Origin of the sequence: Streptomyces violens (assembly GCF_000717745.1) — a bacterium.
GTDB classification, from domain to species: Bacteria; Actinomycetota; Actinomycetes; order Streptomycetales; family Streptomycetaceae; genus Streptomyces; species Streptomyces violens.
This window is the reverse complement of record NZ_JOBH01000009.1, coordinates 150,604-177,594: the sequence shown is the minus strand read 5'-3', so window position 1 is coordinate 177,594 and position 26,991 is coordinate 150,604. Positions and strand designations below refer to the sequence as shown.

Sequence of the window (26,991 nt, the reverse complement as noted above, 5' to 3'; positions counted from 1 at the left end):
CGGCCGGGGTAGGCGGGTGCGGTCTACATCCACCTGCCCCTCCGGGAGACGTACGTGAAAAGACCCGCTCTGACCGCCGTCGGCACCGCAGCCCTCGCCACCGCCCTGCTGGCCGGCTCCGCGGTCATCAGCACGCCCGCGACCGCCGGACCCGCGCCGGAGCCGCACGCGGCCGGCCTCCACGAGGCCCGCGTCCAGGACGACTTCGACTCGCTCGGGCCCGAAGTGCAGGCCGCGAAGGTGTCCTCGGGGCGCACCGCGCACTACATCGACGAGGGACCGCGGGACGGCAAGCCCGTGCTGTTCATCGGCGGTACGGGCACCAGCGCCCGCGCCGCGCACATGACGGATTTCTTCCGCAGTACGCGCGAATCGCTGAATCTGCGGCTGATATCGGTCGAGCGGAACGGCTTTGGCGACACCGCGTACGACAAGGACCTGGGCAAGGCCGACTTCGCGAAGGACGCGCTGGACGTCCTGGACCGGATCGGCGTGCAGAAGACGAGCGTGATCGCGATCTCGGGCGGCGGGCCGTACGCCGCCGAGCTCGCGGGCCGGGCACCGCAGCGCATCGAGGCGCTGCACCTGGCCGCCGCGCTGCCCCCGTACGGCAGGACGCCGGACTACTGCGCGCTCTCCGACGAGGAGCTGGGCAAGCAGCTCGCCCCCACGATCGCCGACCCCCGCAAGTGGTGGGCGTTCCCCGACGACAGCCCGACGAAGCAGATCCCGGGCTTCGCCGACACCGCGTACGAAGAGGGCGCGCGCACCTACAACCAGCGCGGCCAGCAGGCGGACCCGGCGCCGCAGGTGCACGAGCAGAAGCTGTACTGCGAGCGGCCGGGCCCCGACCTGTCGAAGCTCACCGCGCCGGTCCTCCTCTACAGCGGCAAGAAGGACACCACCGTTCCGCCGAGCACCATCGCTACCTGGCAGCAGCACCTGCCGGGCAAGCCGGTGGTGCGCTCCTACGCCGACTCCGGGCACGACGTGCAGTACCGGCACTGGGACCAGATCCTGGTCGACCTGGCCGGGTACCCGGACCGCACGGTGATCTGCGTCAACGGCCACAGCGAGATGGCGAAGGCCGCCACGGCCGAGAAGCTGGTGGCCGGCGGGCAGGCCACGCTGGGCAGTTGCGCCTGGCAGCAGGCGGGCCACTGACGCGTCCGGCGCGGCGCCGCTAGCGCGGGAACCGCAGCCGGAACAGCGCCCCGCCGCCCGGCGCCCGCTCCGCGGTCAGCTCGGCCCGGTGCGCGCGGGCGATCTGCCGGGCCATCGCCAGGCCCAGCCCCGAGCCGGGGAGCGTGCGGGCCGCCCGGGCGCGGTAGAAGCGGTCGAAGACGTGCGGCAGGTCCTCGGCGGCGATGCCCGGGCCGTGGTCCCGGACCGTGATCTCCAGCGCGCCCGGCGGGGCGGTCAGCTCCGCCTCGACCGGGCCGCCGGGCGGCGAGAACTTGGCCGCGTTGTCGAGCAGGTTCGAGAGCAGCCGGGCCAGCCGGGCCGGTACGCCGGGCACGGAATCCGCGGCGGCGCGCGCGTCGGTCCGTACGGTGAAGGCGATCGCGGGCCAGTGTTCCCGGGCCGCGGCGGCCGCGTGCTCCAGCAGCGCGGCGGGGCGTACCTCCTCGACCAGCGGCTGCGGTTCCTCGTCGCGGGCCAGCTCGATCAGGTCGTTGACCAGCGTGGTCACCTCGCGCAGCTGGCGGCCGAGCGCCGCGGACGCCCGGTCGCGCTGGGCTTCGGTCAGCCGGTCGGCGCGGGCGAGGAGTTCGGCGTTGGTACGCAGCGCCGTCAGCGGTGTGCGCAGCTCGTGGGAGGCGTCGGCGACCAGCCGGCGCTGGGCGGTGACCGACTGCTCCAGCTCGCCGAGCATGGTGTTGAAGCTGGCCGCCAGCCGGGTCAGCTCGTCCTCGCGGCCGGGCGGCCCGGCGGGCAGTTCGATGCGGTGCCCGGCGTCGCGGGTCGCGGCGATCCGTTCCGCCGCCGCGGTCAGCCGGGCCACGGGCGCCAGGCCCGTACGGGACACCCAGTAGCCGAGCGCGGCGGCCAGCAGCACGCCCGCACCGCCCACCGCCGTCAGCATCCAGGCGGCCTGCCGCACCCCCTTCTCCACGGTGTCCGCGCGCAGCGCCACCTGCACCGCCATGCCGTCCCGGAAATGCTGGGTGAGCATCCGGGCCGGGCGGCCGTGCAGGGTGAACTCGCTGTAGTACGCGGCGTGCCGGCCGGCGGCGACCTCGCGGGTGGCGTCGGTGACCGGCAGCAGATAGGGCCGGGAGGGATCGGCGGCGGGGTCCGCGGGGACGATCTGGGAGCAGGCGGGGGCCGCCAGGTAGCGGCACTCACCGGCCACGACGCTCGGTCCCTCGCCCCGGTTCTGCTGCATGACCAGGGTCGCCGACTGGGTGAGGTTCAGCTCCAGCTGGTGGCCCATGGCGTACCGGATGATGACGAACGCGGCGGTGCACACGCCGACCGCGACCAGCGCCACGGCCGCCGAGGCGGCCAGCGCCAGCCGGGTCCGCAGCGGCCGGCGCCGCCGCCAGGGCGCGCCGAGCCCGCGGCGGCCGCTCACTCCTCACCCAGCCGGTAGCCGACACCGTGCACGGTGTGCAGCAGACGTGCCTCGCCGCCCGCCTCCAGCTTGCGCCGCAGATAACCCACGTACACCGCAAGGGAGTTGGAGGCCGGGCCGAAGTCGCGGCCCCAGACCCGCTCCAGGATCACCTCGCGCGGCATGACCTGGCCGGGGTTGCGCGCGAACAGCTCCAGCAGGGCCCACTCGGTGCGGCTGAACTCCAGCCGGCGGCCGGCCCGGCGCCCGGTGCGGGTGGCCGGATCGAGCACCAGGTCGGCGACGGTCAGCGCGGCATCCTCGGCGTTCGGCGCGGCGACGCGGCGCAGCAGGGCCCGCAGCCGGGCGGTCAGTTCGTCCAGCGCGAAGGGCTTGACGAGGTAGTCGTCGGCGCCGGCGTCCAGCCCGTCCACCCGCTCGCTCACCGCGTCCAGGGCGGTCAGGACGAGGACGGGCGTGCGGTCGCCCAGCGCGCGCAGCCGCCGGCAGACCGCGAGGCCGTCCAGTACGGGCATCATCACGTCCAGTACGAGCGCGTCCGGCTGCCACTCCGCGACCGCGCTCAGCGCGGCCAGCCCGTCGGCCGCGCCGCGTACCCGGTACCCCTCCACGGTCAGCCCGTCCTCGACGGCCGCCCGCACCTCCGCGTCGTCGTCGACGACCAGGATGCGGGGCGCGGGCGGGGCGGCGCCCGGGGGCGGCAGGGGCGATTCGGTCGGTGGCATGGCCCCAAGGCTGCCAAACGGCGCTCTTAGAACCTTCTTAGGGCGCGCGACGAGCGTGGCGGCCATGCGCACACCACTCTCCGTCGTCATCGGTGCCGGGGGCACCGGCGGCCACATCTATCCGGGGCTCGCCCTCGCCGACGCGCTGCGCCGCGCCGTGCCCGACGCGGTGATCTCCTTCGTCGGTACCGAACGCGGGCTGGAGAAGCGGCTGATCCCGCGGGCCGGGTACCGCCTGCACACCGTCGACATGATCCCCTTCGATCCGGCGCTGGGCGCCCGGCGCTATCTGCTGCCCGCGGCCCTGCTGAAGTCCGGTGCCCAGTGCCGGGCGATCCTGCGCGCGCAGGGTGCGCAGGTCGCGGTCGGCATGGGCGGTTACCCCAGCGCGCCGGTGATCGTGGGCGCCCGGCTGGCGGGGCTGCCGAGCCTGATCCACGAGTCCAACGCGGTACCGGGCCGGGCCAACACGTTCGCCGCGCGGCTCACCCCGCACATCGCCCTCGCTTTCGACCGCAGCCGGGCGCATCTGCCGGGCGGCGAGCGGGCCGAGACGGTCGGCATGCCGCTGTCCGGGCCGCTCGCCGGGCTGGACCGGGCGGCGCTGCGCGGCCCCGCCCGCCGGGCCCTGGGCGTCCCGGACGGTGCCCGGCTGCTGCTCGTCAACGGCGGCAGCCTGGGCGCGGCCCGGCTCACCGAGGCCGCCATCGGGCTCGCCGCCCGGCACCGCAACCGCCCGGACCTGCGGGTGCTGATCAAGACCGGCCCGGACGCGCTGGCCGCGGCGCGCGAGCGGCTGGTCGCCGGGGGCGGCGCGGCGGTCGCGGAGGCGGTCCCGTACCTGGACCGGATGGACCTCGCCTACGCCGCCGCCGACCTGGTGGTGTGCCGGGCCGGCTCGGCGACCGTCGCGGAGCTGGCCACGATCGGGATGCCCGCGGTCCTCGTCCCGTATCCGCACGCGCCCGGCGACCACCAGACGCACAACGCGCGGGTGCTGTCCGACGCCGGCGCGGCGCTGCTGCTGCCGGATGCCGAGACCACCGCCGAGCGCCTCGACGCTGTCGTCGGCCCGCTCCTGGACGACCCGGCCCGGCTGGCGGCGATGGGCGCCGCGGCCGACCCGGGCACCCACGCCCGCGCCGCCGACCTGCTGGCGGCGAAGGTCCTCCGGCTGGCCGGCCGGACCACCCCCGCCACACACCCGATCTCTCCGAAGGAGTACGCATGACCACGCAGCACACCCCCTACAACCCCTGGCAGGGCCGCCGGGTCCTCGTCACCGGCGCCGAGGGGTTCATCGGCTCCACACTCGTCGACCTGCTCGTCGCGCGGGGCGCGCAGGTCAGGGCGCTGGTCCACTACAAGCCGTACGCCGAGAAGGGCCACCTGGCCCGGTACCTGCGCCCGGACGGCCCGGTCGAGATGCTGGCGGGCGACATCCGCGACGCGGGCCGGGTGCGGGACGCGGTGGCCGGCTGCGACACGGTCTTCCACCTCGCCGCGCTGATCGGCATCCCGTACAGCTATGACTCGCCCGGCGCGTACGTGCAGACCAATGTGGTCGGTACGGAGAACGTGTGCGAGGCCGCCCGGCTGCACGGCGTGCGGCGGCTCGTCCACACCTCCACCAGCGAGGTGTACGGGACCGCGCGTACCGCGCCCATCGCCGAGAACCACCCGCTCCAGCCGCAGTCCCCGTACTCCGCCTCGAAGATCGGCGCCGACATGATGGCGCTGTCCCACTGGCACGCCTTCGAGCTGCCGGTCACCGTGGTCCGCCCGTTCAACACCTACGGGCCGAGGCAGTCGGCCCGCGCCGTGATCCCCACGATCCTCGCCCAACTGCACTCCGGCGCCCGCGAGATCCGGCTCGGCTCCCTCACGCCGACCCGCGACTTCACCTATGTCACGGACACCGCCGAAGGCTTTCTGGCGATGGCGGAGTGCGACCGGGCGGTGGGGGAGGTCGTCAACCTCGGTACGGGGCGGGAGATCTCCATCGGGCAGCTCGCGGAAGAGCTGATCGCGGCCTCCGGCCGGCCCGCGAAGGTGGTCGTGGACCCGGCGCGGCTGCGGCCCTCGGGCAGCGAGGTGGAGCGGCTGCTGTCGGACAACGCACGGGCCCGGGAGCTGTCCGGCTGGCAGCCGAAGGTGTCCCTGGAGGTGGGGCTGCGGCGGACCTCGGACTGGGTCGGCGGGCACCTGCACCTCTTTCCGGCGGATCGCTACCAGGTCTGAGGGCTCCGGTGCGGCCCGCGCTCAGTCCCTGCTCTCCAGCCCCCGCAGCCCCGCGAGCAGCAGCGTGGTGAAGCGGGCCGCCCAGGCCGCGTCGACCGGTTCGCCGCTGACCAGGGCGCGGTGCACCACCGCGCCCGCGATCACATCGAAGATCAGGTCCACGCTGCGGGCCGCGGCGGCCGCGCCCTCGGGGCCGCCGCCGTCCGGCGGCAGTTCGCCGCGCCGCTGCGCGCGCTGTCGGCCCTGCACCACCAGCCGCTTCTGCCGCTCCACGACGGCCTCGCGGATCCGGGTGCGCAGCGCGTCGTCCGTGGTGGACTCGGCGACCACCGCCATCAGCGCGGTCTTGGTCTCCGGGCGGGCGAGCAGCGCGGCGAACTGCAGCACCACGCCCTCGATGTCGTCCTTCAGGGAGCCCCGGTCGGGGAGCTCCAGCTCGTCGAAGAGGACCGCGACGGCGTCCAGTACCAGTTCGTTCTTGCCGGCCCAGCGGCGGTACAGCGTGGTCTTGGCGACCTTGGCGCGCGCGGCCACGTCGCCCATCGTGAGCTTCCCCCAGCCCAGCTCGACGAGCGCCGCGCGGGTGGCCTCCAGGATCGCGGCGTCGGCCGCGGCGCTGCGCGGGCGTCCCGTGCGGCCGGTGAGGCGGGCGCGCCCCTTGCGGGGGCCGGTGGGAGAGCACTGCATGCGGCCGACCATACCGGCCGGTAGGCGCGGGGCGTCCGAGACGGGTGAGAGAGATCACCAACGCGGCGGCCCCGCGCGCTTGCGGCGGCGGGGGACCGGAGAGTTACGCTACGACTCGTAGCGAAAGAGCGACGCCACACTGGCCGCGGGTGGGGACCCCGGCCGACCACAGACCGGTCCTCCTCGGGGGGACCCTCACATACCGGTCCTCCTCGGGACCACCACAGAGCTCCGTCTCCGGCCCGCTTCAGGCAATCCGGCGGGATGCGCGGCAGGGTACGGAGCTCACCTCGCGGGGTCCAGGGCCATGGGGGCCCTGGATTTTCCGCACCGCTTTCCGGAACGGCCCGCTCAGGGGGGAGGATGGGACCATGCAGCCACGCAATATGTCCATGAGTGGAGTGGTCGACCTCGCCGCGGTGAAGGCGGCCGGGGAAGCGAAGCAGAAAGCGGAACAGTCGCGCGCCGAGGCGGCGCGTACCGGCCAGGCCCCGAAGGCCGGCCGGCTCGTGGTCGACGTCGACGAGGCGGGGTTCCAGCAGGAGATCCTGCAGCGCTCCACCGAGGTCCCGGTCGTCATCGACTTCTGGGCCGAGTGGTGCGAGCCGTGCAAGCAGCTGGGCCCGCTGCTGGAGCGCCTGGCGGCGGAGTACGCCGGCAAGTTCGTGCTCGCCAAGATCGACGTAGACAGCAATCAGGCCCTTTTCCAGCAGTTCGGTGTGCAGGGCATCCCGGCGGTGTTCGCCGTCGTCGCGGGCCAGCCGATCCCGCTGTTCCAGGGTGCGGCCCCGGAGGCGCAGATCCGGCAGGTGCTGGACCAGCTCGTGCAGGCCGCGGAGCAGCAGTTCGGCATCGTCGGCGCGCCCGTCGACCCGGCGGAGCAGGGCGGCGAGGAGCCCGTCGAGGCGCCCGTCCCGGCCGGTCCGTACGACGCGCTGCTGGAGGCCGCGACCCAGGCGCTGGACTCCGGTGACCTCGGCGGCGCCATCCAGGCGTACAAGAACGTGCTCTCCGACGACCCGGCCAACCCCGAGGCGAAGCTCGGCCTCGCGCAGGCCGAGCTGCTGCACCGCGTGCAGGACCTCGACCCGCAGGCGGTGCGCAAGGAGGCGGCCGAGGGCCCGGCCGACGTGCAGGCGCAGATCCGCGCGGCCGATCTCGACCTGGTCGGCGGGCACGTGGAGGACGCCTTCGGGCGGCTGGTCGACGTCGTGAAGCGCACGGCGGGCGACGACCGCGAGGCGGCCCGGGTGCGGCTGCTGGAGCTCTTCGAGGTCATCGGCAGCGACGACCCGCGCGTCGTGAGCGCGCGTACGGCTCTGGCCCGCGTTCTCTTCTGACGACCCGCCAACTCCTCCCTCCTCAAACGGAACGGCGGCCACGTTTTACCAAAACTTGGTAAGCGTGGCCGCTGTTACTTGGAGTAAGAGCGCTGGCGTAGTTTCGCGCGCTTTGGGCGTAATTTCCGGATGTTTCTTCCGCGTTAAAGGCGACCCTGCGTACCGGGGTGGTTTCCCTCGGTACAGGGCCAGTTATTTCTCTGTTACTCGTAGGTAACGAGCCCCTTGTGCGGCGGCTCCGAATGGACCACGATCAGCCAAGCTCGGTCCGTTACTCCGCAGTCCGGTACCCAATCGGAAGCCGCGGGAGACGGGTCCCCACCGGGTGGCCGGCGGCAGTGGCGCCGGTCGGGACAGGGGGGTCTTCGCCATTCCGGCGGAGCCTGTCCAGAGAGGTTGCGCGAGAGCGTGGCCAGTGGTTGTCGCTCGGGGGTGATCGCCGGTGATTCGGAAGGTACGAACTCCGAAGCGGGCGCTCTCCTTCCCGAGGACGTAGCACTTCTCCCATCCCAGGTGCGGCCGTATCCATGACCCGAGCGGCCGGTGCCGGAGATGTACGTCCGAGAAGGAGGAAAGTCATGGAGTCCCTGGCTCGTGGCGGGACCAGATGGAAGCGGTTCGCCGTCGTCATGGTGCCGAGCGTCGCTGCGACGGCCGCGATCGGCGTGGCCCTCTCGCAGGGTGCGCTGGCCGCGTCGTTCAGCGTGTCCGGCCAGCAGTTCAAGGTGGCCACCGACCGCCTGGACGGCACCGGCTTCGTCCAGTACGGAGCCGTTGACGCCCAGAAGGGCGGCAAGCAGATCCCGGTGGCGGTCTCGGCGTTCTCCAGCGCCAAGATCAAGAACCTGTGCCAGTCGGTCGTCGTGCCCGTCCCGGTCTTCGGTGACGTGTCGATGAAGCTCCAGGCGGGTGGCGGTGACACGCCGGTCGAGGCGAAGAACCTCTACATCGACCTGGACCAGCTGGAAGCGGACGCGACCTTCAACAACATCAACATCGGTGTTGCCGCGGGTTCGACGTCCAAGGGCCCCGGCATCAAGAAGGGCGACAAGGCCGACCCCGGTTCGTTCGCCCAGGAGGCCGACACGGCCGTCCTGACCGGAGTCAAGCAGACGGCGTGGGCGACCACCGCCGGCACGTTCAAGCTCAGCGGCCTGAAGATGAAGGTCTCCGCGGGCAAGAACGAGTGCTACTGACGCACTGAGCGTGCGGGCACGGGGGACCGAACGCCAGGCCTTTTGGGGCCGCCTCCCTGTGCCCGTGCGCCGGGCGCCGACAAGCACCGAGCACCACCAGCTCACGTACCACCGAATTGCCAGTCCCGAGGAGCTGTACGAGATGAGCGCCGACACGCGACCACGGCTGAGCGAGACAATCGGCCGGCAGCGCCGTTCGTTCCGGGTTTGGCGGGGACAACGCCCGTACTGGGCCGGGTTGCTGACCCTGCTCGCCGGCATCCCGATCATGTACATCCCTTACGCGAACCTCACGATCGGTTCCCTGACCGTCCGCATGGCGACGACGGCGGGGGCGGGCTCGCTGATCATCGGCGTGCTGCTGGTCGTGCTCGGTCTGACCATGTGGTTCCAGCCCGCTTCGCGGGTGTTCGCCGGTGTCGCGGCGATCCTGCTGTCACTGGTCTCCCTGGTCGTCTCCAACTTCGGCGCCTTCCTGATCGGCTTCCTGCTGGGGCTGATCGGCGGTGCGCTGGCGGTCTCCTGGGCCCCCGGCAAGCCGGCGCCGGCCACGTCCGTCACCGAGGACACCGACGGCGGCGGGCCCGAGCACGCGGGCGACGGCTCCGACGACGGGTTCGACCCGTTCGGCGGCGGGCGGCCCGCGGCGGCCGGAGCGGGCGGTTCGCGCGGCGTACTGGACGACCTGTCAGGTAAGAGCCCGACCAACGGGACGAACGGGAGGCACCGTGCCGGGTGATGAGCTGCACGACGAGGGCGCAGCCGCCGGGGCGAGATCCGGGCGGCACGCGGCGCCGAGGAAGCCGCTGCTGACGCGGTTGCACGTGCCCGCCGGCAAGGCGATAGCCATCGCCGCCATGCCCTCCGCCGTGCTCATGGGCATGGGGCTCACGCCCCAGCTGGCCATGGCCAAGCCCAAGCCCCCGGAGAGCCCCTTCCGGGACGGTCCGTGCGTGACCGCCCCGGACAAGGTGGAGGACAAGAAGGACACCGACGCCAAGGACAAGGCGAAGGACAAGGCCGAGGACAAGGACAAGAAGGACGGCAAGGAAACCGCCGAGCCGTCCGCGAAGCCCTCGCCCTCCGGCACCGACGGCGGCAAGACGTCCGAGCCGTCCGCCGACCCGGCCGACGAGCCGTCGGACTCCGCGACGCCCTCGCCGTCCGCCTCCCCCGAGGAGGAGAAGAAGGACGGCGGCCTGCTGGGCGGCGTCGGTGACGCGCTCGGCGGTCTGCTCGGCGGCGACAAGTCCGACGAGGAGTCCACCGCCTCGCCGAGCCCGTCCCCGTCGGCGTCCGAGTCCGAGGCCGCGTCCAAGGAAGACTCCGCGGGCACGGAGGACTCCGCCACCGGCAAGGTCACCAAGCCGGTCGAGGACACCGTCGACGGCGTCAAGGACGGCGTCGGCAAGGCGGGCGAGTCGCTCTCGGGCGGCTCGAAGGCCGTCAACGACACCGTCCACGGTGCCGTCGGCACGGTCGACAACGTCCTGCCCGGCGGCGGCCTGGACGGCACGGACGCCAACGGCAAGAAGGGTTATCCCTGCGTCGTTGAGAACAAGCAGAAGGGCAAGGACGAGCAGACCCCCGTCACCCTGCCCGACGACCCCTGGCACCTGGAGTCCTCCGCGCTCACCCTGCGCGGCCTGGACTACGAGGGCGTCGTCAACGTCACCACCCAGAACGGCAGCACCAAGCAGGCCCTGAAGTTCACCGCCGACAGCGTGGACATCGGCGACCTGCACCAGATCGTCGACGACCCGACGTCCGGGAAGAAGTACCACGTCCAGGCGCGCAAGGGCTCCACGTCCACGATCCGCGGCGGCAAGGTGACGATGTACACCGAGAAGCTGCAGGGCAATCTCTTCGGCCTGATCCCGGTCACCTTCGACCCGGAGCACCCGCCGCCCATCAACACCCCGTTCGCCTACTTCACCAAGGTGAAGATCGACCAGGCGGGCCAGTTCGGCGGCAACCTGCACGTCCCGGGTCTGCAGCAGTACATGACCTGAGGCCACGCACGTTCATTATCTGAGGCCACGCACGTTCATGGCCTGAGGCCACGCACCACGAAGGCCCCGCTCCTCCGAAGAGGAGCGGGGCCTTTCGCGTACCTGCCGGAGCGTCAGCCGCCCAGGTGGTGCACCCGGACCATGTTGGTGGTGCCGGGGACGCCGGGGGGCGAACCGGCGGTGATGAGCATCGTGTCGCCCTTGTTGTAGCGCTTGAGCTTGAGCAGCTCGGCGTCGACCAGGTCGACCATCGCGTCGGTGTTGTCCACGTGCGGCACGACGAAGGTCTCCACGCCCCAGCTCAGCGAGAGCTGGTTGCGGGTGGACTCGTCGGTGGTGAAGGCCAGGATCGGCTGGGCCGCGCGATAGCGGGACAGCCGGCGGGCCGTGTCACCGGACTTGGTGAAGGCCACCAGCGCCTTGCCGTTCAGGAAGTCGGCCATCTCGGCGGCGGCACGGGCCACGGCGCCGCCCTGCGTACGCGGCTTCTTGCCCGGGACCAGCGGCTGCAGGCCCTTGGACAGCAGCTCCTCCTCGGCCGCCTCGACGATCTTCGACATCGTCTTGACGGTCTGGATCGGGTACTGGCCGACCGAGGACTCCGCGGAGAGCATGACCGCGTCCGCGCCGTCCAGGATCGCGTTGGCGACGTCGGACGCCTCGGCGCGGGTCGGGCGGGAGTTGGTGATCATCGACTCCATCATCTGGGTCGCCACGATCACCGGCTTGGCGTTCCGCCGGCACATCTCCACCAGGCGCTTCTGCACCATCGGGACCTTCTCCAGCGGGTACTCCACCGCCAGGTCACCACGGGCCACCATGACGCCGTCGAAGGAGGCGACGACCTCTTCCATGTTGGCGACGGCCTGCGGCTTCTCGACCTTGGCGATGACCGGCACCCGGCGGCCGACCTCGTCCATGACGCGGTGCACGTCCTGGACGTCCTTGGCGTCCCGCACGAAGGACAGCGCGACCAGGTCGCAGCCCATGTTCAGGGCGAACTTCAGGTCCTCGATGTCCTTCTCGGACAGCGCCGGCACGTTCACCGCGGCGCCGGGCAGGTTGATGCCCTTGTGGTCGGAGATGACGCCGCCCTCGATGACGATGCAGCGCACGCGGGGGCCGTCGACCTCGATCACCTGGAGGGCGACGTTGCCGTCGTTGATCAGTACCGGGTCGCCCTTGGAGACGTCACCGGGCAGGCCCTTGTAGGTGGTACCGCAGATGGTCTTGTCACCGGCCACGTCCTCGGTGGTGATGACGAACTCGTCGCCGCGCACCAGCTCCACCGGACCGTCGGCGAAGGTCTCCAGGCGGATCTTGGGGCCCTGGAGGTCGGCGAGCACGCCGACGGCGCGGCCGGTCTCCTCGGCGGCCTTGCGGAGCCGGTGATACCGCTCCTCGTGCTCCTCGTGGGTGCCATGGCTCATGTTGAAACGGGCCACGTTCATACCGGCCTCGATCAGCGTCTTGAGCTGATCGAAGGAGTCAACGGCAGGGCCCAGGGTGCAGACGATTTTCGAACGGCGCATGGGCTGAATCCTATCGGTTTGTTTCAGAGCGGAATATTCCACCTGGCGGAAGCGCCGAAAACTAGGCGCTGACCAGTGCGTATGTCTGGTTGGCGATCTCCAGCTCCTCGTCGGTCGGCACCACGGCGACCGCCACGCGGGCGTAATCGGGGGAAATGATCCGGGCCGCCTCGGACCGCTCGGCGTTCAGCCGCGCGTCCACGGCCAGCCCCATCTCCTCCAGGCCCAGCACCGCGGCCTCCCGCACCGGCGCCGCGTTCTCGCCGACGCCCGCGGTGAACGCCACCGCGTCGACCCGGCCCAGCACCGCGGTGTAGGCACCGATGTACTTGCGCAGCCGGTGTATGTAGATGTCGAAGGCGAGCGCCGCCCGCTTGTCGCCCTCGTCGATCCGCCGCCGGATCTCCCGCATGTCGTTGTCGCCGCAGAGCCCGATCAGACCGCTCTTCTTGTTGAGCAGGGCGTCGATCTCCTCGCTGGACATCCCCGCGTTGCGCTCCAGGTGGAAGATCACCGCCGGGTCGATGTCGCCCGAGCGGGTGCCCATGACCAGGCCCTCCAGCGGGGTCAGCCCCATCGAGGTGTCCACGCAGCGGCCGCCCGCCACCGCCGAGGCCGAGGCGCCGTTGCCCAGGTGCAGCACGATGACGTTGACGTCCTCGGGCTGCTTGCCGAGCAGCTTGGCGGTCTCGCGGGAGACGTACGCGTGCGAGGTGCCGTGGAAGCCGTACCGGCGCACGCGGTGCGCGTCCGCGGTCTCCACATCGATCGCGTACCGGGCCGCGTACTCCGGCATCGTCGAGTGGAAGGCGGTGTCGAAGACCGCGACCTGCGGCAGGTCCGGGCGGAGCCGCTGGGCGGTCCGGATGCCCGTGATGTTCGCGGGGTTGTGCAGCGGCGCCACGGGCACCAGCCGCTCGATCTCCTTCAGTACCGCGTCGTCGATGACGGTCGGCTCGGTCAGCTTCAGCCCGCCGTGCACCACCCGGTGGCCGATCGCGGCCAGCTCGGGGGAGTCCAGCCCCAGCCCGTCCGCCGACAGCTCGTCCGCGACGGCCTTCAGCGCGGCGTCGTGGTCGGCCATCCGCTCCTCGCGCTCGCGCTTCTCGCCGCCGGTCGCCAGCGGGGTGTGCACCAGCCGCGAGGCCGGCTCGCCGATCCGCTCGACCAGCCCCACGGCCAGCCGGGTGCCCCCGTTCATGTCCAGCAGCTGGTACTTCAGCGAGGAGGATCCGGAGTTCAGGACGAGGACTCGGGTGGCGTCGGCAGTCATGGAAAAGCTTTCGGTTCGGTTACGGGGCGGGGATACGGGGTCAGCGACCGGTGGGCGCGTTGCCGCCCTGGGCCTGGATGGCCGTGATCGCGACGGTGTTGACGATGTCCTGGACCAGGGCGCCGCGCGAGAGGTCGTTGACCGGCTTGCGCAGGCCCTGCAGCACCGGGCCGACGGCGACCGCGCCGGCCGACCGCTGCACGGCCTTGTAGGTGTTGTTGCCGGTGTTCAGGTCCGGGAACACCAGCACGGTGGCCCGGCCCGCGACCTCGGACTCCGGCAGCTTGGTGCGGGCGACGCTCGCGTCCACCGCGGCGTCGTACTGGATCGGGCCCTCCACCAGCAGGTCCGGGCGGCGCTCGCGGACCAGCTCGGTGGCCTTGCGCACCTTGTCCACGTCCGCGCCGGAGCCGGAGGTACCGGTGGAGTACGAGAGCATCGCGATCCGCGGCTCGACGCCGAACTGCGCGGCGGTCGCGGCGGACTGGATGGCGATGTCGGCGAGCTGCTCGGCGTTCGGGTCCGGGTTGACCGCGCAGTCGCCGTAGACCAGCACCCGGTCGGCCAGGCACATGAAGAAGACGGACGAGACGATCTGGGCGTCCGGCTTGGTCTTGATGACCTCGAAGGCGGGCCGGATGGTGGCGGCGGTGGAGTGCACGGCGCCCGACACCATGCCGTCGGCCAGGCCCTCCTGGACCATCAGCGTGCCGAAGTACGACACGTCGGCGACCACGTCGTACGCCAGCTCGTACGTCACGCCCTTGTGGGCGCGCAGCTCCGCGTACCGCTCGGCGAAGCGCTCGCGCACCGGCGCGGTCTGCGGGTCGATGATCTGCGCTTCGCCCAGGTCGATGGAGAGGTCGGCGGCGCGCTTGCGGATCGCCTCCTCCTCGCCCAGCAGCGTCAGGTCGCACACGTCCCGGCGGAGCAGCACGTCGGCGGCGCGCAGCACGCGCTCCTCGCTGCCCTCGGGCAGCACGACCCGGCGGCGCCCGGAGCGGGACCGCTCGATCAGCTCGTGCTCGAACATCATCGGGGTGACGCGGTCGGACTTCAGTACCGAGATGCGCTTGGTCAGCTCGACGGTGTCCACGTGCCGCTCGAACAGCCCGAGCGCGGTCTCGGCCTTGCGCGGCGAGGCGGCGCTCATCTTGCCCTCGATGGCGAAGAGCTCGCCGGCCGTCGGGAAGGACCCGCCGGGCACGGATATCACCGGCGTACCGGGGGCCAGCCGGGCGGCCAGCGCCATGATGTCCGGGCCCGGGCGCTCGCCGAGGGTGAGCAGCACGCCCGCGATGGGCGGGGCGCCGGCGCTGTGCGCGGCGAGCGCGCCGATGATCAGGTCGGCGCGGTCCCCGGGCGCGACCACGAGGGCGCCCTCGGTCAGCGCCTTGAGGAACGTCGGCAGCATGGCGCCGCCGAAGACGAAGTCACGGGCGTCCCGGGCGAGGCCCGAGTCGTCGCCGAGCAGCACCTCGCCGCCGAGGGTGTGCACGATCTGGGAGACGGTCGGCGCGGAGAGCGAGCTGTCCTCGGGGAGCGCGTAGCAGGGCACCGGGAGGTGCGCCGCCAGCCGCTCCACGACGGCCTCGCGGTCGGCCGGGGCCACCCGGTTCACGACCATGGCGACCACGTCGCAGCCCATGGAGTCGAAGGCGCGGTAGGCGTTGCGGGCCTCGGCCCGTACGGACTCCGGCTCCTGGTCGCGGCCCGCGACGACCGGCAGCACCGAGGCGCCGAACTCGTTCGCCAGCCGTGCGTTCAGGCTCAGCTCGTCCGGCAGATTGGTGTCGGCGTAGTCCGTGCCCAGCACGAGGACGTAGTCGTACTCCCTGGCGACGGCGTGGAAGCGGTCCACCAGCTGCGAGACCAGCTCGTCGGTGCCCCGCTCGGCCTGCAGGGTGCTCGCCGCCGCGTAGCCCATGCCGTACACCGAGTCGGCGGGCTGGGTGAGGCGGTACCGCGACCGCAGCAGGTCGAACAGGCGGTCCGGGCCGTCGTCGTGCACGAGCGGCCGGAAGACCCCGACCCGGTCGACATGGCGGGTCAGCAGCTCCATGACCCCCAGCTCGATGACCTGCCGTCCGTCGCCGCGGCCGATGCCGGTCACGTACACGCTCCGCGTCACGCGCGATCTCCGTCCTTTTCCGTTGCTCACAGGGGAAAATTACCCGTTATGGCGGGCTTGCCCCCCTTGACAATACCTGCGTCAGTGGATAGGCCGCTCTCCCAGTGTCCATGGTGCGCGCCCGTGCGCGAAGAGGGGCCGCCGAGGCGGGTGACCGCCCCTGTGCGGGGTACCCGGAGTCGGGGCAGCCGAGACGTGTGAGGGCGCCCGTCACCGGCCCGTGAAAGAATCGCACCTGCTCACCAGAACCAACATCGAGCACAGGAGACTCAGCACGATGCGTATCGGAGTCCTGACCGCGGGCGGCGACTGCCCCGGCCTCAACGCCGTGATCCGCTCTGTGGTGCACCGCGCCGTCACCGAGCACGACGACGAGGTCATCGGCTTCGAGGACGGCTTCGCTGGTCTGCTCGACGGCCGTTACCGGAAGCTCGACCTCGACGCTGTCGGCGGCATCCTCGCCCGCGGCGGCACGATCCTCGGCTCCTCCCGCCTGGAGCGCGCCCGGCTGCGCCAGGCGTGCGAGGACGCCAAGGACATGTCGAAGGAGTACGGCATCGACGTGCTCATCCCGATCGGCGGCGAGGGCACGCTCACCGCGGCCCGGATGCTCGCCGACGCCGGGCTGCCCGTGGTCGGTGTGCCCAAGACCATCGACAACGACATCTCCTCCACCGACCGCACCTTCGGCTTCGACACGGCCGTCGGCGTGGCGACCGAGGCCATCGACCGCCTGAAGACCACCGCCGAGTCGCACCAGCGCGTCATGGTCGTCGAGGTCATGGGCCGCCACGCGGGCTGGATCGCGCTGGAGTCCGGCATGGCCGGCGGTGCCCACGGCATCTGCCTGCCGGAGCGTCCCTTCGACGTGCACGACCTGGTCAAGATGGTCGAGGAGCGCTTCGCGCGGGGCAAGAAGTTCGCCGTCGTCTGCGTCGCCGAGGGCGCGCACCCCGCCGAGGGCACGATGGACTACGCCAAGGGCGAGATCGACCAGTTCGGTCACGAGCGCTTCCAGGGCATCGGCACCAAGCTCGCCGTCGAGCTGGAGAGGCGGCTCGGCAAGGAGGCCCGCCCGGTCATCCTCGGCCACGTGCAGCGCGGCGGCACCCCCACCGCGTACGACCGCGTCCTCGCCACCCGCTTCGGCTGGCACGCCGTCGAGGCCGCGCACCGCGGTGACTTCGGCAAGATGACCGCGCTGCGCGGCACGGACATCACGATGGTCCCGCTCGCCGAGGCGGTCACCCACCTGAAGACCGTGCCGGCGAACCGCATGGCCGAGGCCGAGTCGGTCTTCTGAGCCACCCGCTGTACTGAACGGCGGCCGCCGCCGGGCCCTGCGCGGGCCCGGCGTGCGGGCCCGGCCGGTCATCTCTCCCCGACCTGCTCCCAGAAATGGTCGAGCACGTCACGCACGAACTCGCGGCCCGCGTCGCTGGACTCGGCCGCGCTCTCGGTTCCGCCGCCCCAGCCCAGGGTCCCGGCCATCCGCCGGTGGTACTCCTCGAAGAGGTACTCCAGCGCCTTCTGTACCTCAGGCTTCGGCAGCCCGAGCAGCTTGCACACTGGCCGCACATACGCCTGCCAGCGCGTGGTCGCGGCACCGCGCAGCATCTCCGCCAGCTGCCCGGCCCGCCCGGTCAGCCGCACCAGCGCGGGCAGCGGAAGTCCCAGCTCGGCCTTGAGGGCGGCCGCCTGCCGGTCATTGCCCTGCCACTGCCCGGTGGCCTCGATCCGCTCGTACGCCGGGATCTCCATGCCGATCCGCAGCGCGAGGTCGTCGGCGGCGATGCCGCGGGCGATCCGGTACTCACGCAAGGTGTCGGGCGTCCCGAGCAGGTCACCGGGCGCGCACCACAACGCCCCCGCGAGCGCGTTCAGCTCGCTCTCCGTCGGCGACCCCTCACCCCGCTCCCAGGAGACGATCGTCCGTGGCTGAATCGGTTTTCCGTACGCGGCGTTGATGCCGTACGCGACATGCGCGGGCGTCATTCCGAGAGCCTCGCGCATGCGCTTGGCGGCCTGGGCGTCGAAGGGTGGGCGGCGCTCGCCCCTGTCTGGCGTGTGCACCGCCACACCGTAAGCGACCCAGATATGTCTACGCGGGTAGTTTTACCCTTCGCTTCGAAAACTCGTAGCAATCTACGGGTTGCAGAGAGTGATCTTGTAACGATGGGTGATTTTTTCACGGACGGTGACCGCTTGGCGAGAGGATTCTCAGCCAAATCCGGCCGCTTACTGAGCGCTCGCTCAGCCCTTCGCCGCCGCGCCTTCGCGCCCGACCGGACCGGGCACAGAATGTCGGGTCGGGCAGTGCGCGGTCTTCCTAACGTGAAGGACGTCAAGGAGGGAGTCCGAGTTGCTGGAGAGCCTGAACGAGGCACTGGAACACATCGAGTCGCATCTCGATCAGCAGATCGAGATGGCCGAGCCGGCACGGATCGCGATGACGTCGGAATACCACTTCCGCCGGATGTTCTCCGCGCTGGCGGGGATCCCGCTGTCGGAGTACGTCCGGCGTCGGCGGCTCACCGTCGCGGGTGCCGAGGTGCTCGCCGGCGAGCGGACGCTGCTGGAGATCGCCGTGCGGTACGGCTACGGCTCCGGCGAGGCGTTCGCGCGGGCGTTCCGGGCCATGCACGGTGTGGGCCCGGGCGAGGCCCGGCGGACCGGTGCCGCGCTGCGCTCCCAGCCGCGGATGTCCTTCCGTCTCACCGTCGAAGGGAAGAGCAGTATGCGATACCGCGTCATCGAGAAGGAAGACTTCCGGGTGGTCGGCAAGAAGGTCCGGGTCCCGCTCGTCCACGAGGGGGTGAACCCGGCGATCGCGGAGTTCATCCGCGGCATCGACCGGGAGACGATACGGCGTATCACCGCGCTCTCCGACCAGCAGCCGGAGGGGATCGTCGGGGTGAGCGACAACCTCGACCCGAGCCGGGCGGAGGGCACCGAACTCGACTACTACCACGGCGTGGTGACCGGGACGGCCGCCGTTCCGGAGGACCTCGACGCGCTCACCGTCCCCGCGGGCCCCTGGGCCGTCTTCGAGAGCTCCGGCCCGTTCCCGCAGGCGCTCCAGCACCTGTGGCGGGACGTGTTCACCCAGTGGTTCCCGTCCAATCCCTACCAGAGCCGGCCGGGGCCCGAGATCCTGCGGACCCGGCTGTCGCAGGACGGGACACAGGCGGACGCGGAACTGTGGATCCCGGTGGAGCGCACCGCGGCCTGAGCGGACAGGACGGGGCGTCCGGGGTCTTCAACTGCGGCATGGCGCACCAGCGGCTACAGCGGCCGGGCGGGCCGGTTGTCGTGTTCAGCCGGCCCGCCCGGCGGGCTTTTGTGGCCTATCCGGGGTAGGTCACAGGGCAAGGATCGTCAGCGTGCCTGCCCCCGCGCGCTCGGTGATGCCCTCCTTCAGGCACTGGAGCGTGTCGGCGGTCGGCCCGGCGAAGACCGATTTCGCGCCTTGCCCCTCGAATTCCCCCGCGGTGATCGTGCCGACGTTGGTGACCACCGTCTGGCCGGCCACGTGGGACACGGTCCGGTTGTAGGTGAAGGTACTGGTCTTGCCGGTGTTCCAGGTGATGGTCTCGGACGCGGCGCCGGCTTGGAGGGCGTCGGCGCACGACAGCGACTGCGACGCCGTGCCGGAGCTGGACCCGGAGCTGATGTCGAACTCGCTCAGCAGGTCGCAGTTGGAGTACGTCCTCGTGGCAGAGACCTTCTGCGGGGTGGGAACCAGCTTCAGACCGGGCTGGTAGGCGATGGTCTCCGTGGCTGTGCACACCACCTCGGTCCCCACGGCGTGCGCGGGGGCGGTCGCCGTGGGGACGCCGACCGCGGCGAGCAGTGCGGCGACGGCGGCCAGGCGGTACGAACGCGATAAGCGCGATGAGCGCGACATGCATGGACCTCTCGATGGAGATGGGTAATCGGAGAGGTGCTCAGTCTTGCGTGACTTTGGGGCGCTGCTGTGGAAGCCGCAGCGGGATGCGCGAAAGTGGCTCAACATGGCCCAACTCGCTTGCGGCCCAGCCCGGTTGGCTTGTTGTCAGCCCTTCACCGCCCCGCCCAGCGCGAAGCCGCCGCCCAGGCGGCGGGCGATCAGGATGTACAGAAGCAGCACCGGGGTCGAGTAGATGAGGGAGAAGGCCGCGAGCTGGCCGTAGACCACGGTCCCGCGGTTGCCGAAGAAGTCGTTGATGCTGACCGAGGCGGGCATCTGCGCGGGGTCGAGCAGGAGCATGAAGGGGACGAAGAAGTTGCCCCACATCATGACGAAGGAGTAGACGGTCACGACCGCGATGCCCGGCCCCATCAGAGGCAGGACGACGCGGAGCAGGGACTGCATGGGCGAGGCGCCGTCGGTCCAGGCCGCCTCCTCCAGCTCCTTCGGCACACCGTCCATGAAGTTCTTCATGAGCCATACGGCGAAGGGGAGTTGGGAAGCCGCGAAGAACAGGATCGTCCCGTGCATGGTGTCGATCAGTTCGACCTGGACGAACAGGGCGTACACCGGGACCATGATCGCCGTGATCGGCAGGCAGGTGGCGAAGAGGATCGTGGCCAGGAAGGCGCTGCCGGTACGGGAGCGGTAGCGGGACAGCGGGTAGGCCGCCAGGGCCGCGCAGACGATCGTCAGGAGGGTCGCTCCGCCGCACAGGATCAGGCTGTTGAGGAGCGGGGTGAAGGTCACGTCGGGGACGAGGACCGCGTCGAAGTTGCCGAAGGTGAACTCTTCGGGGATCTTCACCTTCAGGTCGGCCCGCGCGTCCAGGGAGGAGAGGACCACCCAGGCCAGGGGCAGGACGAAGGCCGCCGCGACCACCAGGAGCGCCGCGTCCGCCGCGAGCCGGCGGGTGGCGCGGCGGGCGGCCGGGGTGAGCTTCACGGAGCGGGCCACTCAGACCTCCGTGCGCAGCAGGCGCATGTAGACGAGGGAGAAGAGGGAGCCGACGAGGAGCAGGAGGAGGGCCACGGCCGTCGCGTAGCCGATCATGCTGTTCTGGAATGCCTGTTCGTACATGTACAAGGGGAGCGTCTGGCTGCGGTTGCCGGGGCCGCCGCGGGTCATCACCCAGATCAGACCGAAGACCGAGAGGGTCTGGAGGGTATTGAGCATCAGGTTGGTGCCGATGGAGCGGCGGATCATGGGCAGCGTGATGTGCCACATGCGGCGCCGGCCGCTCGCGCCGTCGACCTGCGCGGCCTCGGTGATCTCCTTGGGGATCTCGTTCAGGGCCGCCGAGTACACCAGCATCGAAAAGGCCGTGCCGCGCCAGACGTTGGCGAAGGACACCGCCAGGATCGGCAGGATGTAGAGCCAGTTCTGGGCCGGCAGGTGCAGCCAGTCGAGCACCGCGTTCAGGGTGCCCTCGCGGCGGAAGAAGGCGTAGAGGAGGAAGCCCGCCACCACCTCCGGGAGCACCCAGGCCACCACCACGATGCCGCCGGTGAGCGTGCGCACCGGCTTGGAGGCGCGCTGCATCAGGGCCGCGAGCGTCAGGCCCAGGGTGTTCTGGCCGATCAGGGACGAGACGACCGTGAAGACCAGCGTCAGCCAGACCGCGTTGAGGAAGTCCTTGTCGCCGAAGGCCTCGGCGAAGTTGTCCAGGCCGATGAAGGACGACTCCGCCTGTCCCGTCAATTGCAGGTCGGTGAAGGCGAGATAGACGCAGTAGCCGATCGGGCCCGCGAGGAAGAGCAGCAGCAGGACGACGCCGGGGGTCACCGGCAGGGCCCGCGCCAGGCTGCGGCGCGGGCGCCGGGCGGTGGCGGGGGCCGCGGTGGGCTGCTCGGCCGCGGGACGCGTACCGACGGCTCTCACTTCTTGACCACTTCGCCGTTCGTGATCGAGTCCAGCTCCTCGTCATAGGTCTTCGCCGCCTCCGCCACCGAGGTGTCGCCCGTCGTGACGCCCTCCATGGCTTCCTGGATCGCGGTGGAGACCTTCGGGTACGCGGGGTAGGCCGGCCGGTAGTGGGTGTGCGCGACCAGGTCCGTGAAGAACTTGATGCCGGGCTGCGCCTTCACGTACTGCGGGTCCTCGGCGACGTCCTTCCGGACCGCGATGCCGGAGTTGGCGATGTACCACTTCTGCGCGTTCTTCTTGGTCTGCATGGTCTTGATGAACTCGAAGGCCAGGTCCGGGTTGCCCGCCTTGGCCGGGACCGCCCACGTCCAGCCGCCCGACATGCTCACCTTTCCGGGGGCCCGGCCGTGCTGCGTGGGCATGTGCGCGAGGCCCAGCTCCTGCGACCACTCGGGCCATTCGTGGCCCGAGCCCTTGATCCAGTCCTGGGGCAGCCAGGAGCCGTCCAGGTTGATGGCGAGCTTGCCCTCGGGCAGCAGCTCGCCGCGGGCGCGGGTGCCGATGTTCGGGTCGAGCGCGTCGGAGACCTCCGGGCCGAGCTTCTCCTTGTAGACGGTCTCCACGAACTTCAGGGAGTCCTTGAAGCCCTTGCCGCCGGCGACCCACTTCTTCCGGTCCGGGTCGTACAGCGGGTCCTCGCCCGTGCCGTAGAGCAGCATCTCGAAGCCCTGCATCGTGGCCATCTCGCCCGCGGGCTTGCCGGTGTAGACGTTCAGCGGAATGACGCCGGGGACCTTCTTCTTGATGGTGCGGGCGGTTTCGAGGATGTCGTCCCAGTTCTTCGGCTGCCAGTTCGCGGGCAGGTCCGCCTTTTTGAAGATGTCCTTGCTGAACCACAGGCCGCGGGTGTCGGTGCCGTCCGGCACGCCGTACGTCTTGCCGTCCTCGCCCCTGGCCGCGGTCTTCGCGGTGTCGATGAACTGCTCCCAGTCCTGCCACTTGTCCAGGTAGGGGTCCAGCGGCTTCAGATAGCCGCTGGTGATGTCGGAGTTGATGAGGAAGGTGTCCTCGTAGACGAGGTCGGGCGCCGTCTTGGGGGAGCGAAGCATCTGCTGCAGCTTCGTGTAGTACTCGGAGTCCGGTGCCTTGATCGGCACCAGCTTCACCTTTTTGCCCGGGTGCGCCTTCTCGAATTCCTTCTTCATCCCGGCCAGGTATGTGTCCATGACCCGGATCCGGTTGTCCGTGGACTGCTTGAACGAGACCTTGACGACATCCGGGTCGCTCCCGGAGCCGCCGCCGCAGGCGGTCAGCGTGCCGGCGGCGAGCACGGCGGAGAGGAACATCAGCGGGACGGCAGGACGCACAGCAGTACCTCCAACTGGCCACGACGGGCTGCACGGTGACCGTAAGGTGACCGGTTGGTCAGGTCAATGGTCCGACCAGCGGTACCGCAACTCGGGCCGCCCGACGTGGCCGTACTGCGGTGCCCGGACCGCCCGTCCGGCGTCCACGAGATGCTCCAGGTAACGCCGCGCCGTGATGCGGGAGATGCCCACCGTCTCGGCCGCCGCGCCCGCCGACAGCCCCTCGGGGGCAGCGCGCAGCGCGTCGGTCACGGCCCGGAGCGTCGCGGGGGTCAGCCCTTTGGGCAGCGTGGCGGGGCGGGGCGCGCGCAGCGCGGCGATGGCCCGGTCCACCTCGTCCTGGCCGCTGGCCTCGCCCGCCGCCGAGCGGAAGACGGCGTAACGGGTGAGCCGGTCGCGCAGCGTGGAGAAGGTGAACGGCTTCAGCACGTACTGCACGATGCCCAGCGAGACGCCCTCGCGCACGACGGTCAGGTCCCGGGCCGAGGTGACCGCGAAGATGTCGGCCGTGTGCCCGGCCGCGCGCAGCGTCCGTACGAGCTGCAGCCCGTGCCCGTCCGGCAGGAAGAGGTCCAGCAGTACCAGGTCGACGGGGTGCTGGTCGAGGTGGCGGCGGGCCGCCGCGGCGGTGTGCACGGTGCCGGAGACGGTGAAGCCCTCGACCCGGCCGACGTACAGCGCGTGCGCGTCGGCGGCCACGGGGTCGTCCTCGACGACCAGTACCCGGAGCGGTTCTTCCGGGTGCGCGGGTCTGCGCCCGCGCTCGTCCTGTGAGGTCATGCCGGCAGCTCCGTCCGCAGTGGCAGGCGCACGGCGAACGCCGCGCCGCCCTCGGGGGCCCGCTCCAGCGTGACCGTACCGCCGTGCCGCCGCACGGTCTGCCGGACGATGGCCAGCCCGAGGCCCCGGCCGTGCACCGTAGGGCCCGCGGCCTTGGTCGTCCAGCCGCGCCGGAAGATCTCCTCGGTGCGGCCGGGGTCCACGCCGGGCCCGGAGTCGGCGACGCGCAGCAGCAGCTCGCCGTCCGTGGCGCGCACGGTGACCACGACGCGGCCCGGCTCGCCCGCCGGGCGCCCGCCCGCCGCCGCGTCGATCGCGTTGTCGATGAGATTGCCCAGTACGGTCACCAGGTCGCGGGCCGGCAGCCAGCCGGGCAGCAGCCCGTCGTCGATCCCGCTGTCCTCGGTCAGCGTGAGCTCCACGCCGTACTCGTTGGCCTGCGCGGCCTTGCCGAGCAGCAGCGCGGCCAGTACCGGCTCGCCGACCGCGCCCACCACCCGGTCGGTGAGCGCCTGCGCCAGCTCCAGCTCCGCGGTGGCGAACTCCACGGCCTCGTCCGCCCTGCCCAGCTCGATCAGCGAGACGACGGTGTGCAGCCGGTTGGCGGCCTCGTGCGCCTGGGAGCGCAGCGCCTCCGCGAAGCCGCGTACCGAGTCCAGCTCGCCGGAGAGCGCCTGCAGTTCGGTGTGGTCGCGCAGGGTGACCATCGTGCCGCGCTGCTCACCGTCGTCGACCGGTGCGGTGTTCACGACGATCACCCGGTCGGCGGTCAGGTGCAGCTCGTCCACGCGGGGCGCGGGGGAGAGCAGCGCCCCGGTGAGCGGCGCGGGCAGCCCGAGGTCCGCGACCGGGCGGCCCACCGCGTCCCCGGTGAGGCCCAGCAGCTCGCGCGCCCCGTCGTTGATCAGCGCGACCGCGCGCCGCCCGTCGAGCAGCAGCAGCCCCTCGCGTACGGCGTGCAGCGCGGCCTGGTGGTAGTCGTGCAGCCGGCTCAGCTCGGCGGCGTTCATGCCGTGCGTGTGCCGGCGCAGCCGGGCGTTGATCACGTACGTGCCGAGGCCGCCCAGGGCCAGCGCGGCGGCCGCGACGGCGATCAGCGACAGCATCTGGCGGCGCAGCCCGCCGCTGATGGTCTCGACGGTGATGCCGGAGCTGACCAGCGCGACGACCTTGCCGCCGTCCCGCACCGGCGCCACGACGCGGACGGACGGCCCCAGGGTGCCCCGGTGCGTCTCGTGGAAGACCTCGCCGCGCAGCGCCGGGCCGATGTGCCCGAGGTACTTCTTGCCGATGGCGGACGGGTTCGTATGGGTATACCGGGTCTTGTCGGTGTCCATCACCACGACGAACGCGACGCCCGCGTCCTTGCGCACCCGCTCGGTCCAGGGCTGCAGCAGCTTCGTGGGGTCCTCCGCGCGGACCGCCCGCGCGACGTAGGGGGCGTCGGCCACGGAGGTGGCGACGGCGGTGGCCTGGCGGCGCGCGGTCTCCTCGGCCTGCTCGCCGGCGGTGAAGTACGCGAAGAGGGCGCAGCCCGCCACGACGACCGCGATCAGCACGGCCTGCACGGCGAAGAGCTGCCCGGCCAGGCTGCGGGGGCGGGGGATTCGCATGTGCATAAGTTTGCCCACTGACGTTTACATGAACGAAATGCACGTAAGGGTGACGTGATCAAGAGGGGGGTGCATAGTCACCGGGACTTTGTTTTGCGTTCAAGAGCCGCAGGTCACACGCAGAACCGGACAATCGAGGACAGGAGGCAGTCGTGGCTGCAACGATCCTGCCGGGTGGCGGGACTCCCGGCGAGCCCGCCACGCCCGCACCGAAGAAGCGTGACCGGACCCATTACCTCTACATCGCCGTCATCGCCGCGGTGGTGCTCGGCATCGCCGTCGGCTTCATCGCCCCCGGCGTCGCCATGGAGCTCAAGCCGCTCGGCGAGGGCTTCGTCAACCTCATCAAGATGATGATCTCGCCGGTCATCTTCTGCACGATCGTCCTCGGTGTCGGCTCCGTCCGGAAGGCCGCCAAGGTCGGCGCGGTCGGCGGCCTGGCGCTCGGCTACTTCATGGTCATGTCGACCGTGGCGCTCGCCATCGGCCTGGTCGTCGGCAACATCCTGGAGCCCGGCTCCGGGCTGCATCTGACCGAGACGCTCCGGCACGCGGGCCAGGCGCAGACCGAGGGCGGCGGCGAGTCCAGCTCCGAGTTCGTGCTCGGCATCATCCCGACCACCCTGGTCTCCGCCTTCACCACCGGTGAGGTACTGCAGACCCTGCTGGTCGCGCTGCTGGTCGGCTTCGCGCTGCAGGCGATGGGCAAGACCGGCGAGCCGGTCCTGCGCGGCATCGGCCACCTCCAGAAGCTGGTCTTCCGCGTTCTGTCCATGATCATGTGGGCCGCGCCGGTCGGTGCCTTCGGCGCCATCGCCGCGGTGGTCGGCGAGACCGGCCTGGACGCGCTCAAGTCCCTGGCCGTCATCATGGTCGGCTTCTACGTCACGTGCCTGCTCTTCGTGATCGTCGTCCTCGGTACGCTGCTCCGCCTGATCGCCGGCGTGAACATCTTCACGCTGCTGAAGTACCTCGGCCGCGAGTTCCTGCTGATCCTCTCCACCTCCTCCTCCGAGTCGGCGCTGCCGCGCCTCATCGCGAAGATGGAGCACCTGGGCGTCAGCAAGCCGGTGGTCGGCATCACCGTCCCGACCGGCTACTCCTTCAACCTCGACGGCACCGCGATCTACCTCACGATGTCCTCGCTGTTCGTCGCCGAGGCGATGGGCGCACCGCTCTCGATCGGCCAGCAGATCTCCCTCCTGGTCTTCATGATCATCGCGTCCAAGGGCGCGGCCGGCGTCACCGGCGCGGGCCTGGCCACCCTGGCCGGCGGCCTCCAGTCGCACCGCCCCGACCTGGTCGACGGCGTCGGCCTGATCGTCGGCATCGACCGCTTCATGAGCGAGGCCCGCGCCCTCACCAACTTCGCGGGCAACGCGGTCGCCACGGTCCTGATCGGCACCTGGACCAAGGAGATCGACAAGTCCCGCGTGAGCCAGGTCCTGGCCGGCAACCTCCCGTTCGACGAAACGACCCTGGTGGACGACGGCCACGGCCCGGCGCCGGAGGCCGACGAAGTCGAGGGGGAGGTCCCGGAACCGCGCACCGACGTCAAGAAGGCCGGCGTCTGACGCGCCCCCGATGCGGGCACCAAGTTCGCGATCTTGTGCGGAATTTCTCGATTGCGTATCAGGGTGTCGCGGGCCGGAAACGAAGGCGTGGCGGGGCTGTCCCCGGACGCTGTGAAGCGGCAAAGTT

Annotated in this window: 23 protein-coding genes; 10 read left to right on the top strand and 13 right to left on the bottom strand. The window is 71.2% G+C overall.

All coding sequences use genetic code 11. The features are described 5' to 3' along the window. Positions 1-54: 54 nt before the first annotated feature. The gene (locus IF04_RS0118440; protein ID WP_030258404.1) at positions 55-1,164 is read left to right on the top strand and encodes an alpha/beta fold hydrolase; all 1,110 of its coding nucleotides are present in this window, start codon (positions 55-57) and stop codon (positions 1,162-1,164) included. 19 nt (positions 1,165-1,183) lie between these two features. Here IF04_RS0118440 and IF04_RS0118435 read toward each other — a convergent pair whose 3' ends face one another. Together IF04_RS0118435 and IF04_RS0118430 are read right to left on the bottom strand one after the other, a co-directional pair. Next, positions 1,184-2,578 (bottom strand): HAMP domain-containing sensor histidine kinase, encoded by a 1,395-nt coding sequence (locus tag IF04_RS0118435; RefSeq protein WP_030258401.1) that lies wholly within the window; start codon positions 2,576-2,578, stop codon positions 1,184-1,186. After that, positions 2,575-3,303, bottom strand: coding sequence for a response regulator transcription factor (locus tag IF04_RS0118430; RefSeq protein ID WP_051831353.1), 729 nt, complete (start codon positions 3,301-3,303; stop codon positions 2,575-2,577). The genes IF04_RS0118435 and IF04_RS0118430 overlap by 4 nt, the downstream gene beginning before the upstream one ends. Before the next feature lie 64 nt (positions 3,304-3,367). Here IF04_RS0118430 and IF04_RS0118425 point away from each other — a divergent pair, with 64 nt between their 5' ends. Continuing rightward, the gene (locus IF04_RS0118425) at positions 3,368-4,534 is read left to right on the top strand and encodes a UDP-N-acetylglucosamine--N-acetylmuramyl-(pentapeptide) pyrophosphoryl-undecaprenol N-acetylglucosamine transferase (protein WP_037959873.1); all 1,167 of its coding nucleotides are present in this window, start codon (positions 3,368-3,370) and stop codon (positions 4,532-4,534) included. Further along, entirely contained in the window at positions 4,531-5,544 is a 1,014-nt protein-coding gene (locus IF04_RS0118420) for a GDP-mannose 4,6-dehydratase (protein WP_030258392.1), read from the top strand. The genes IF04_RS0118425 and IF04_RS0118420 overlap by 4 nt, the downstream gene beginning before the upstream one ends. A 21-nt stretch (positions 5,545-5,565) precedes the next feature. Here the strand turns inward: IF04_RS0118420 and IF04_RS0118415 are convergent, their stop codons facing one another. Continuing rightward, positions 5,566-6,243 (bottom strand): TetR/AcrR family transcriptional regulator, encoded by a 678-nt coding sequence (locus IF04_RS0118415; protein ID WP_030258389.1) that lies wholly within the window; start codon positions 6,241-6,243, stop codon positions 5,566-5,568. A gap of 359 nt (positions 6,244-6,602) precedes the next feature. On the opposite strand from IF04_RS0118415, the gene IF04_RS0118410 reads away from it, so the two are divergent. The 4 genes from IF04_RS0118410 (at position 6,603) to IF04_RS0118395 (ending at position 10,779) form a co-directional block, all read left to right on the top strand. After that, positions 6,603-7,571: a tetratricopeptide repeat protein gene (locus tag IF04_RS0118410; protein ID WP_030258385.1), complete on the top strand. Its 969-nt coding sequence runs from the start codon at positions 6,603-6,605 to the stop codon at positions 7,569-7,571. A 578-nt stretch (positions 7,572-8,149) separates the two neighbouring features. After that, positions 8,150-8,767 (top strand): DUF6230 family protein, encoded by a 618-nt coding sequence (locus tag IF04_RS0118405; protein ID WP_030258381.1) that lies wholly within the window; start codon positions 8,150-8,152, stop codon positions 8,765-8,767. A 142-nt stretch (positions 8,768-8,909) separates the two neighbouring features. Beyond that, the gene (locus tag IF04_RS0118400) at positions 8,910-9,506 is read left to right on the top strand and encodes a DUF6114 domain-containing protein (RefSeq protein WP_030258378.1); all 597 of its coding nucleotides are present in this window, start codon (positions 8,910-8,912) and stop codon (positions 9,504-9,506) included. After that, positions 9,496-10,779 carry a hypothetical protein gene (locus tag IF04_RS0118395; RefSeq protein WP_030258374.1) on the top strand — a complete coding sequence of 428 codons (1,284 nt, stop codon included), beginning with the start codon at positions 9,496-9,498 and terminating at the stop codon, positions 10,777-10,779. Before IF04_RS0118400 ends, IF04_RS0118395 begins: the two co-directional genes overlap by 11 nt. Before the next feature lie 113 nt (positions 10,780-10,892). On the opposite strand, the gene pyk is transcribed toward IF04_RS0118395, so the two are convergent. The 3 genes from pyk to pta all read right to left on the bottom strand — a co-directional run bounded on the left by pyk (position 10,893) and on the right by pta (position 15,715). Continuing rightward, positions 10,893-12,311, bottom strand: coding sequence for a pyruvate kinase (gene pyk / locus IF04_RS0118390; protein ID WP_030258370.1), 1,419 nt, complete (start codon positions 12,309-12,311; stop codon positions 10,893-10,895). 61 nt (positions 12,312-12,372) lie between these two features. Then, entirely contained in the window at positions 12,373-13,584 is a 1,212-nt protein-coding gene (locus IF04_RS0118385) for an acetate kinase (protein ID WP_030258367.1), read from the bottom strand. Positions 13,585-13,624: 40 nt separating this feature from the next. Continuing rightward, complete coding sequence (gene pta / locus IF04_RS0118380; protein WP_030258364.1) at positions 13,625-15,715, bottom strand: phosphate acetyltransferase; 2,091 nt, start codon at positions 15,713-15,715, stop codon at positions 13,625-13,627. 277 nt (positions 15,716-15,992) lie between these two features. Here pta and IF04_RS0118375 point away from each other — a divergent pair, with 277 nt between their 5' ends. After that, complete coding sequence (locus IF04_RS0118375) at positions 15,993-17,018, top strand: 6-phosphofructokinase (RefSeq protein WP_030258361.1); 1,026 nt, start codon at positions 15,993-15,995, stop codon at positions 17,016-17,018. Between the two features lie 68 nt (positions 17,019-17,086). Here IF04_RS0118375 and IF04_RS0118370 read toward each other — a convergent pair whose 3' ends face one another. After that, positions 17,087-17,788, bottom strand: coding sequence for a transcriptional regulator (locus IF04_RS0118370; RefSeq protein ID WP_030258359.1), 702 nt, complete (start codon positions 17,786-17,788; stop codon positions 17,087-17,089). 289 nt (positions 17,789-18,077) lie between these two features. On the opposite strand from IF04_RS0118370, the gene IF04_RS0118365 reads away from it, so the two are divergent. Continuing rightward, the gene (locus IF04_RS0118365) at positions 18,078-18,947 is read left to right on the top strand and encodes an AraC family transcriptional regulator (RefSeq protein WP_030258357.1); all 870 of its coding nucleotides are present in this window, start codon (positions 18,078-18,080) and stop codon (positions 18,945-18,947) included. A 129-nt stretch (positions 18,948-19,076) separates the two neighbouring features. On the opposite strand, the gene IF04_RS0118360 is transcribed toward IF04_RS0118365, so the two are convergent. The 6 genes from IF04_RS0118360 to IF04_RS0118335 all read right to left on the bottom strand — a co-directional run bounded on the left by IF04_RS0118360 (position 19,077) and on the right by IF04_RS0118335 (position 25,290). Beyond that, positions 19,077-19,622 (bottom strand): hypothetical protein, encoded by a 546-nt coding sequence (locus IF04_RS0118360; protein WP_030258354.1) that lies wholly within the window; start codon positions 19,620-19,622, stop codon positions 19,077-19,079. A 147-nt stretch (positions 19,623-19,769) separates the two neighbouring features. Next, positions 19,770-20,609: a carbohydrate ABC transporter permease gene (locus IF04_RS0118355; protein ID WP_030258350.1), complete on the bottom strand. Its 840-nt coding sequence runs from the start codon at positions 20,607-20,609 to the stop codon at positions 19,770-19,772. A gap of 12 nt (positions 20,610-20,621) precedes the next feature. Next, complete coding sequence (locus IF04_RS0118350; protein WP_030258347.1) at positions 20,622-21,545, bottom strand: carbohydrate ABC transporter permease; 924 nt, start codon at positions 21,543-21,545, stop codon at positions 20,622-20,624. Then, positions 21,542-22,876: an extracellular solute-binding protein gene (locus IF04_RS0118345; protein WP_106975631.1), complete on the bottom strand. Its 1,335-nt coding sequence runs from the start codon at positions 22,874-22,876 to the stop codon at positions 21,542-21,544. The genes IF04_RS0118350 and IF04_RS0118345 overlap by 4 nt, the downstream gene beginning before the upstream one ends. 84 nt (positions 22,877-22,960) lie before the next feature. Further along, the gene (locus tag IF04_RS0118340) at positions 22,961-23,677 is read right to left on the bottom strand and encodes a response regulator (protein ID WP_051831351.1); all 717 of its coding nucleotides are present in this window, start codon (positions 23,675-23,677) and stop codon (positions 22,961-22,963) included. Further along, positions 23,674-25,290 (bottom strand): sensor histidine kinase, encoded by a 1,617-nt coding sequence (locus IF04_RS0118335; RefSeq protein WP_030258338.1) that lies wholly within the window; start codon positions 25,288-25,290, stop codon positions 23,674-23,676. The genes IF04_RS0118340 and IF04_RS0118335 overlap by 4 nt, the downstream gene beginning before the upstream one ends. Before the next feature lie 152 nt (positions 25,291-25,442). Here IF04_RS0118335 and IF04_RS0118330 point away from each other — a divergent pair, with 152 nt between their 5' ends. Next, positions 25,443-26,864, top strand: a complete 1,422-nt coding sequence (locus tag IF04_RS0118330; protein ID WP_037959869.1) for a cation:dicarboxylate symporter family transporter — start codon at positions 25,443-25,445, stop codon at positions 26,862-26,864. Positions 26,865-26,991 lie beyond the last annotated feature (127 nt).

Excerpts from the sequence above, each read along its gene's own strand:
- IF04_RS0118430 (WP_051831353.1), bottom strand. The coding sequence starts at position 3,303 with ATGCCACCGACCGAATCGCCCCTGCCGCCCCCGGGCGCCGCCCCGCCC.
- IF04_RS0118425 (WP_037959873.1), top strand. The coding sequence starts at position 3,368 with ATGCGCACACCACTCTCCGTCGTCATCGGTGCCGGGGGCACCGGCGGC.
- IF04_RS0118420 (WP_030258392.1), top strand. The coding sequence starts at position 4,531 with ATGACCACGCAGCACACCCCCTACAACCCCTGGCAGGGCCGCCGGGTC.
- IF04_RS0118415 (WP_030258389.1), bottom strand. The coding sequence starts at position 6,243 with ATGGTCGGCCGCATGCAGTGCTCTCCCACCGGCCCCCGCAAGGGGCGC.
- IF04_RS0118410 (WP_030258385.1), top strand. The coding sequence starts at position 6,603 with ATGCAGCCACGCAATATGTCCATGAGTGGAGTGGTCGACCTCGCCGCG.
- IF04_RS0118405 (WP_030258381.1), top strand. The coding sequence starts at position 8,150 with ATGGAGTCCCTGGCTCGTGGCGGGACCAGATGGAAGCGGTTCGCCGTC.
- IF04_RS0118400 (WP_030258378.1), top strand. The coding sequence starts at position 8,910 with ATGAGCGCCGACACGCGACCACGGCTGAGCGAGACAATCGGCCGGCAG.
- pyk (WP_030258370.1), bottom strand. The coding sequence starts at position 12,311 with ATGCGCCGTTCGAAAATCGTCTGCACCCTGGGCCCTGCCGTTGACTCC.
- IF04_RS0118385 (WP_030258367.1), bottom strand. The coding sequence starts at position 13,584 with ATGACTGCCGACGCCACCCGAGTCCTCGTCCTGAACTCCGGATCCTCC.
- IF04_RS0118375 (WP_030258361.1), top strand. The coding sequence starts at position 15,993 with ATGCGTATCGGAGTCCTGACCGCGGGCGGCGACTGCCCCGGCCTCAAC.
- IF04_RS0118360 (WP_030258354.1), bottom strand. The coding sequence starts at position 19,622 with ATGTCGCGCTCATCGCGCTTATCGCGTTCGTACCGCCTGGCCGCCGTC.
- IF04_RS0118345 (WP_106975631.1), bottom strand. The coding sequence starts at position 22,876 with ATGTTCCTCTCCGCCGTGCTCGCCGCCGGCACGCTGACCGCCTGCGGC.
- IF04_RS0118340 (WP_051831351.1), bottom strand. The coding sequence starts at position 23,677 with ATGACCTCACAGGACGAGCGCGGGCGCAGACCCGCGCACCCGGAAGAA.
- IF04_RS0118335 (WP_030258338.1), bottom strand. The coding sequence starts at position 25,290 with ATGCGAATCCCCCGCCCCCGCAGCCTGGCCGGGCAGCTCTTCGCCGTG.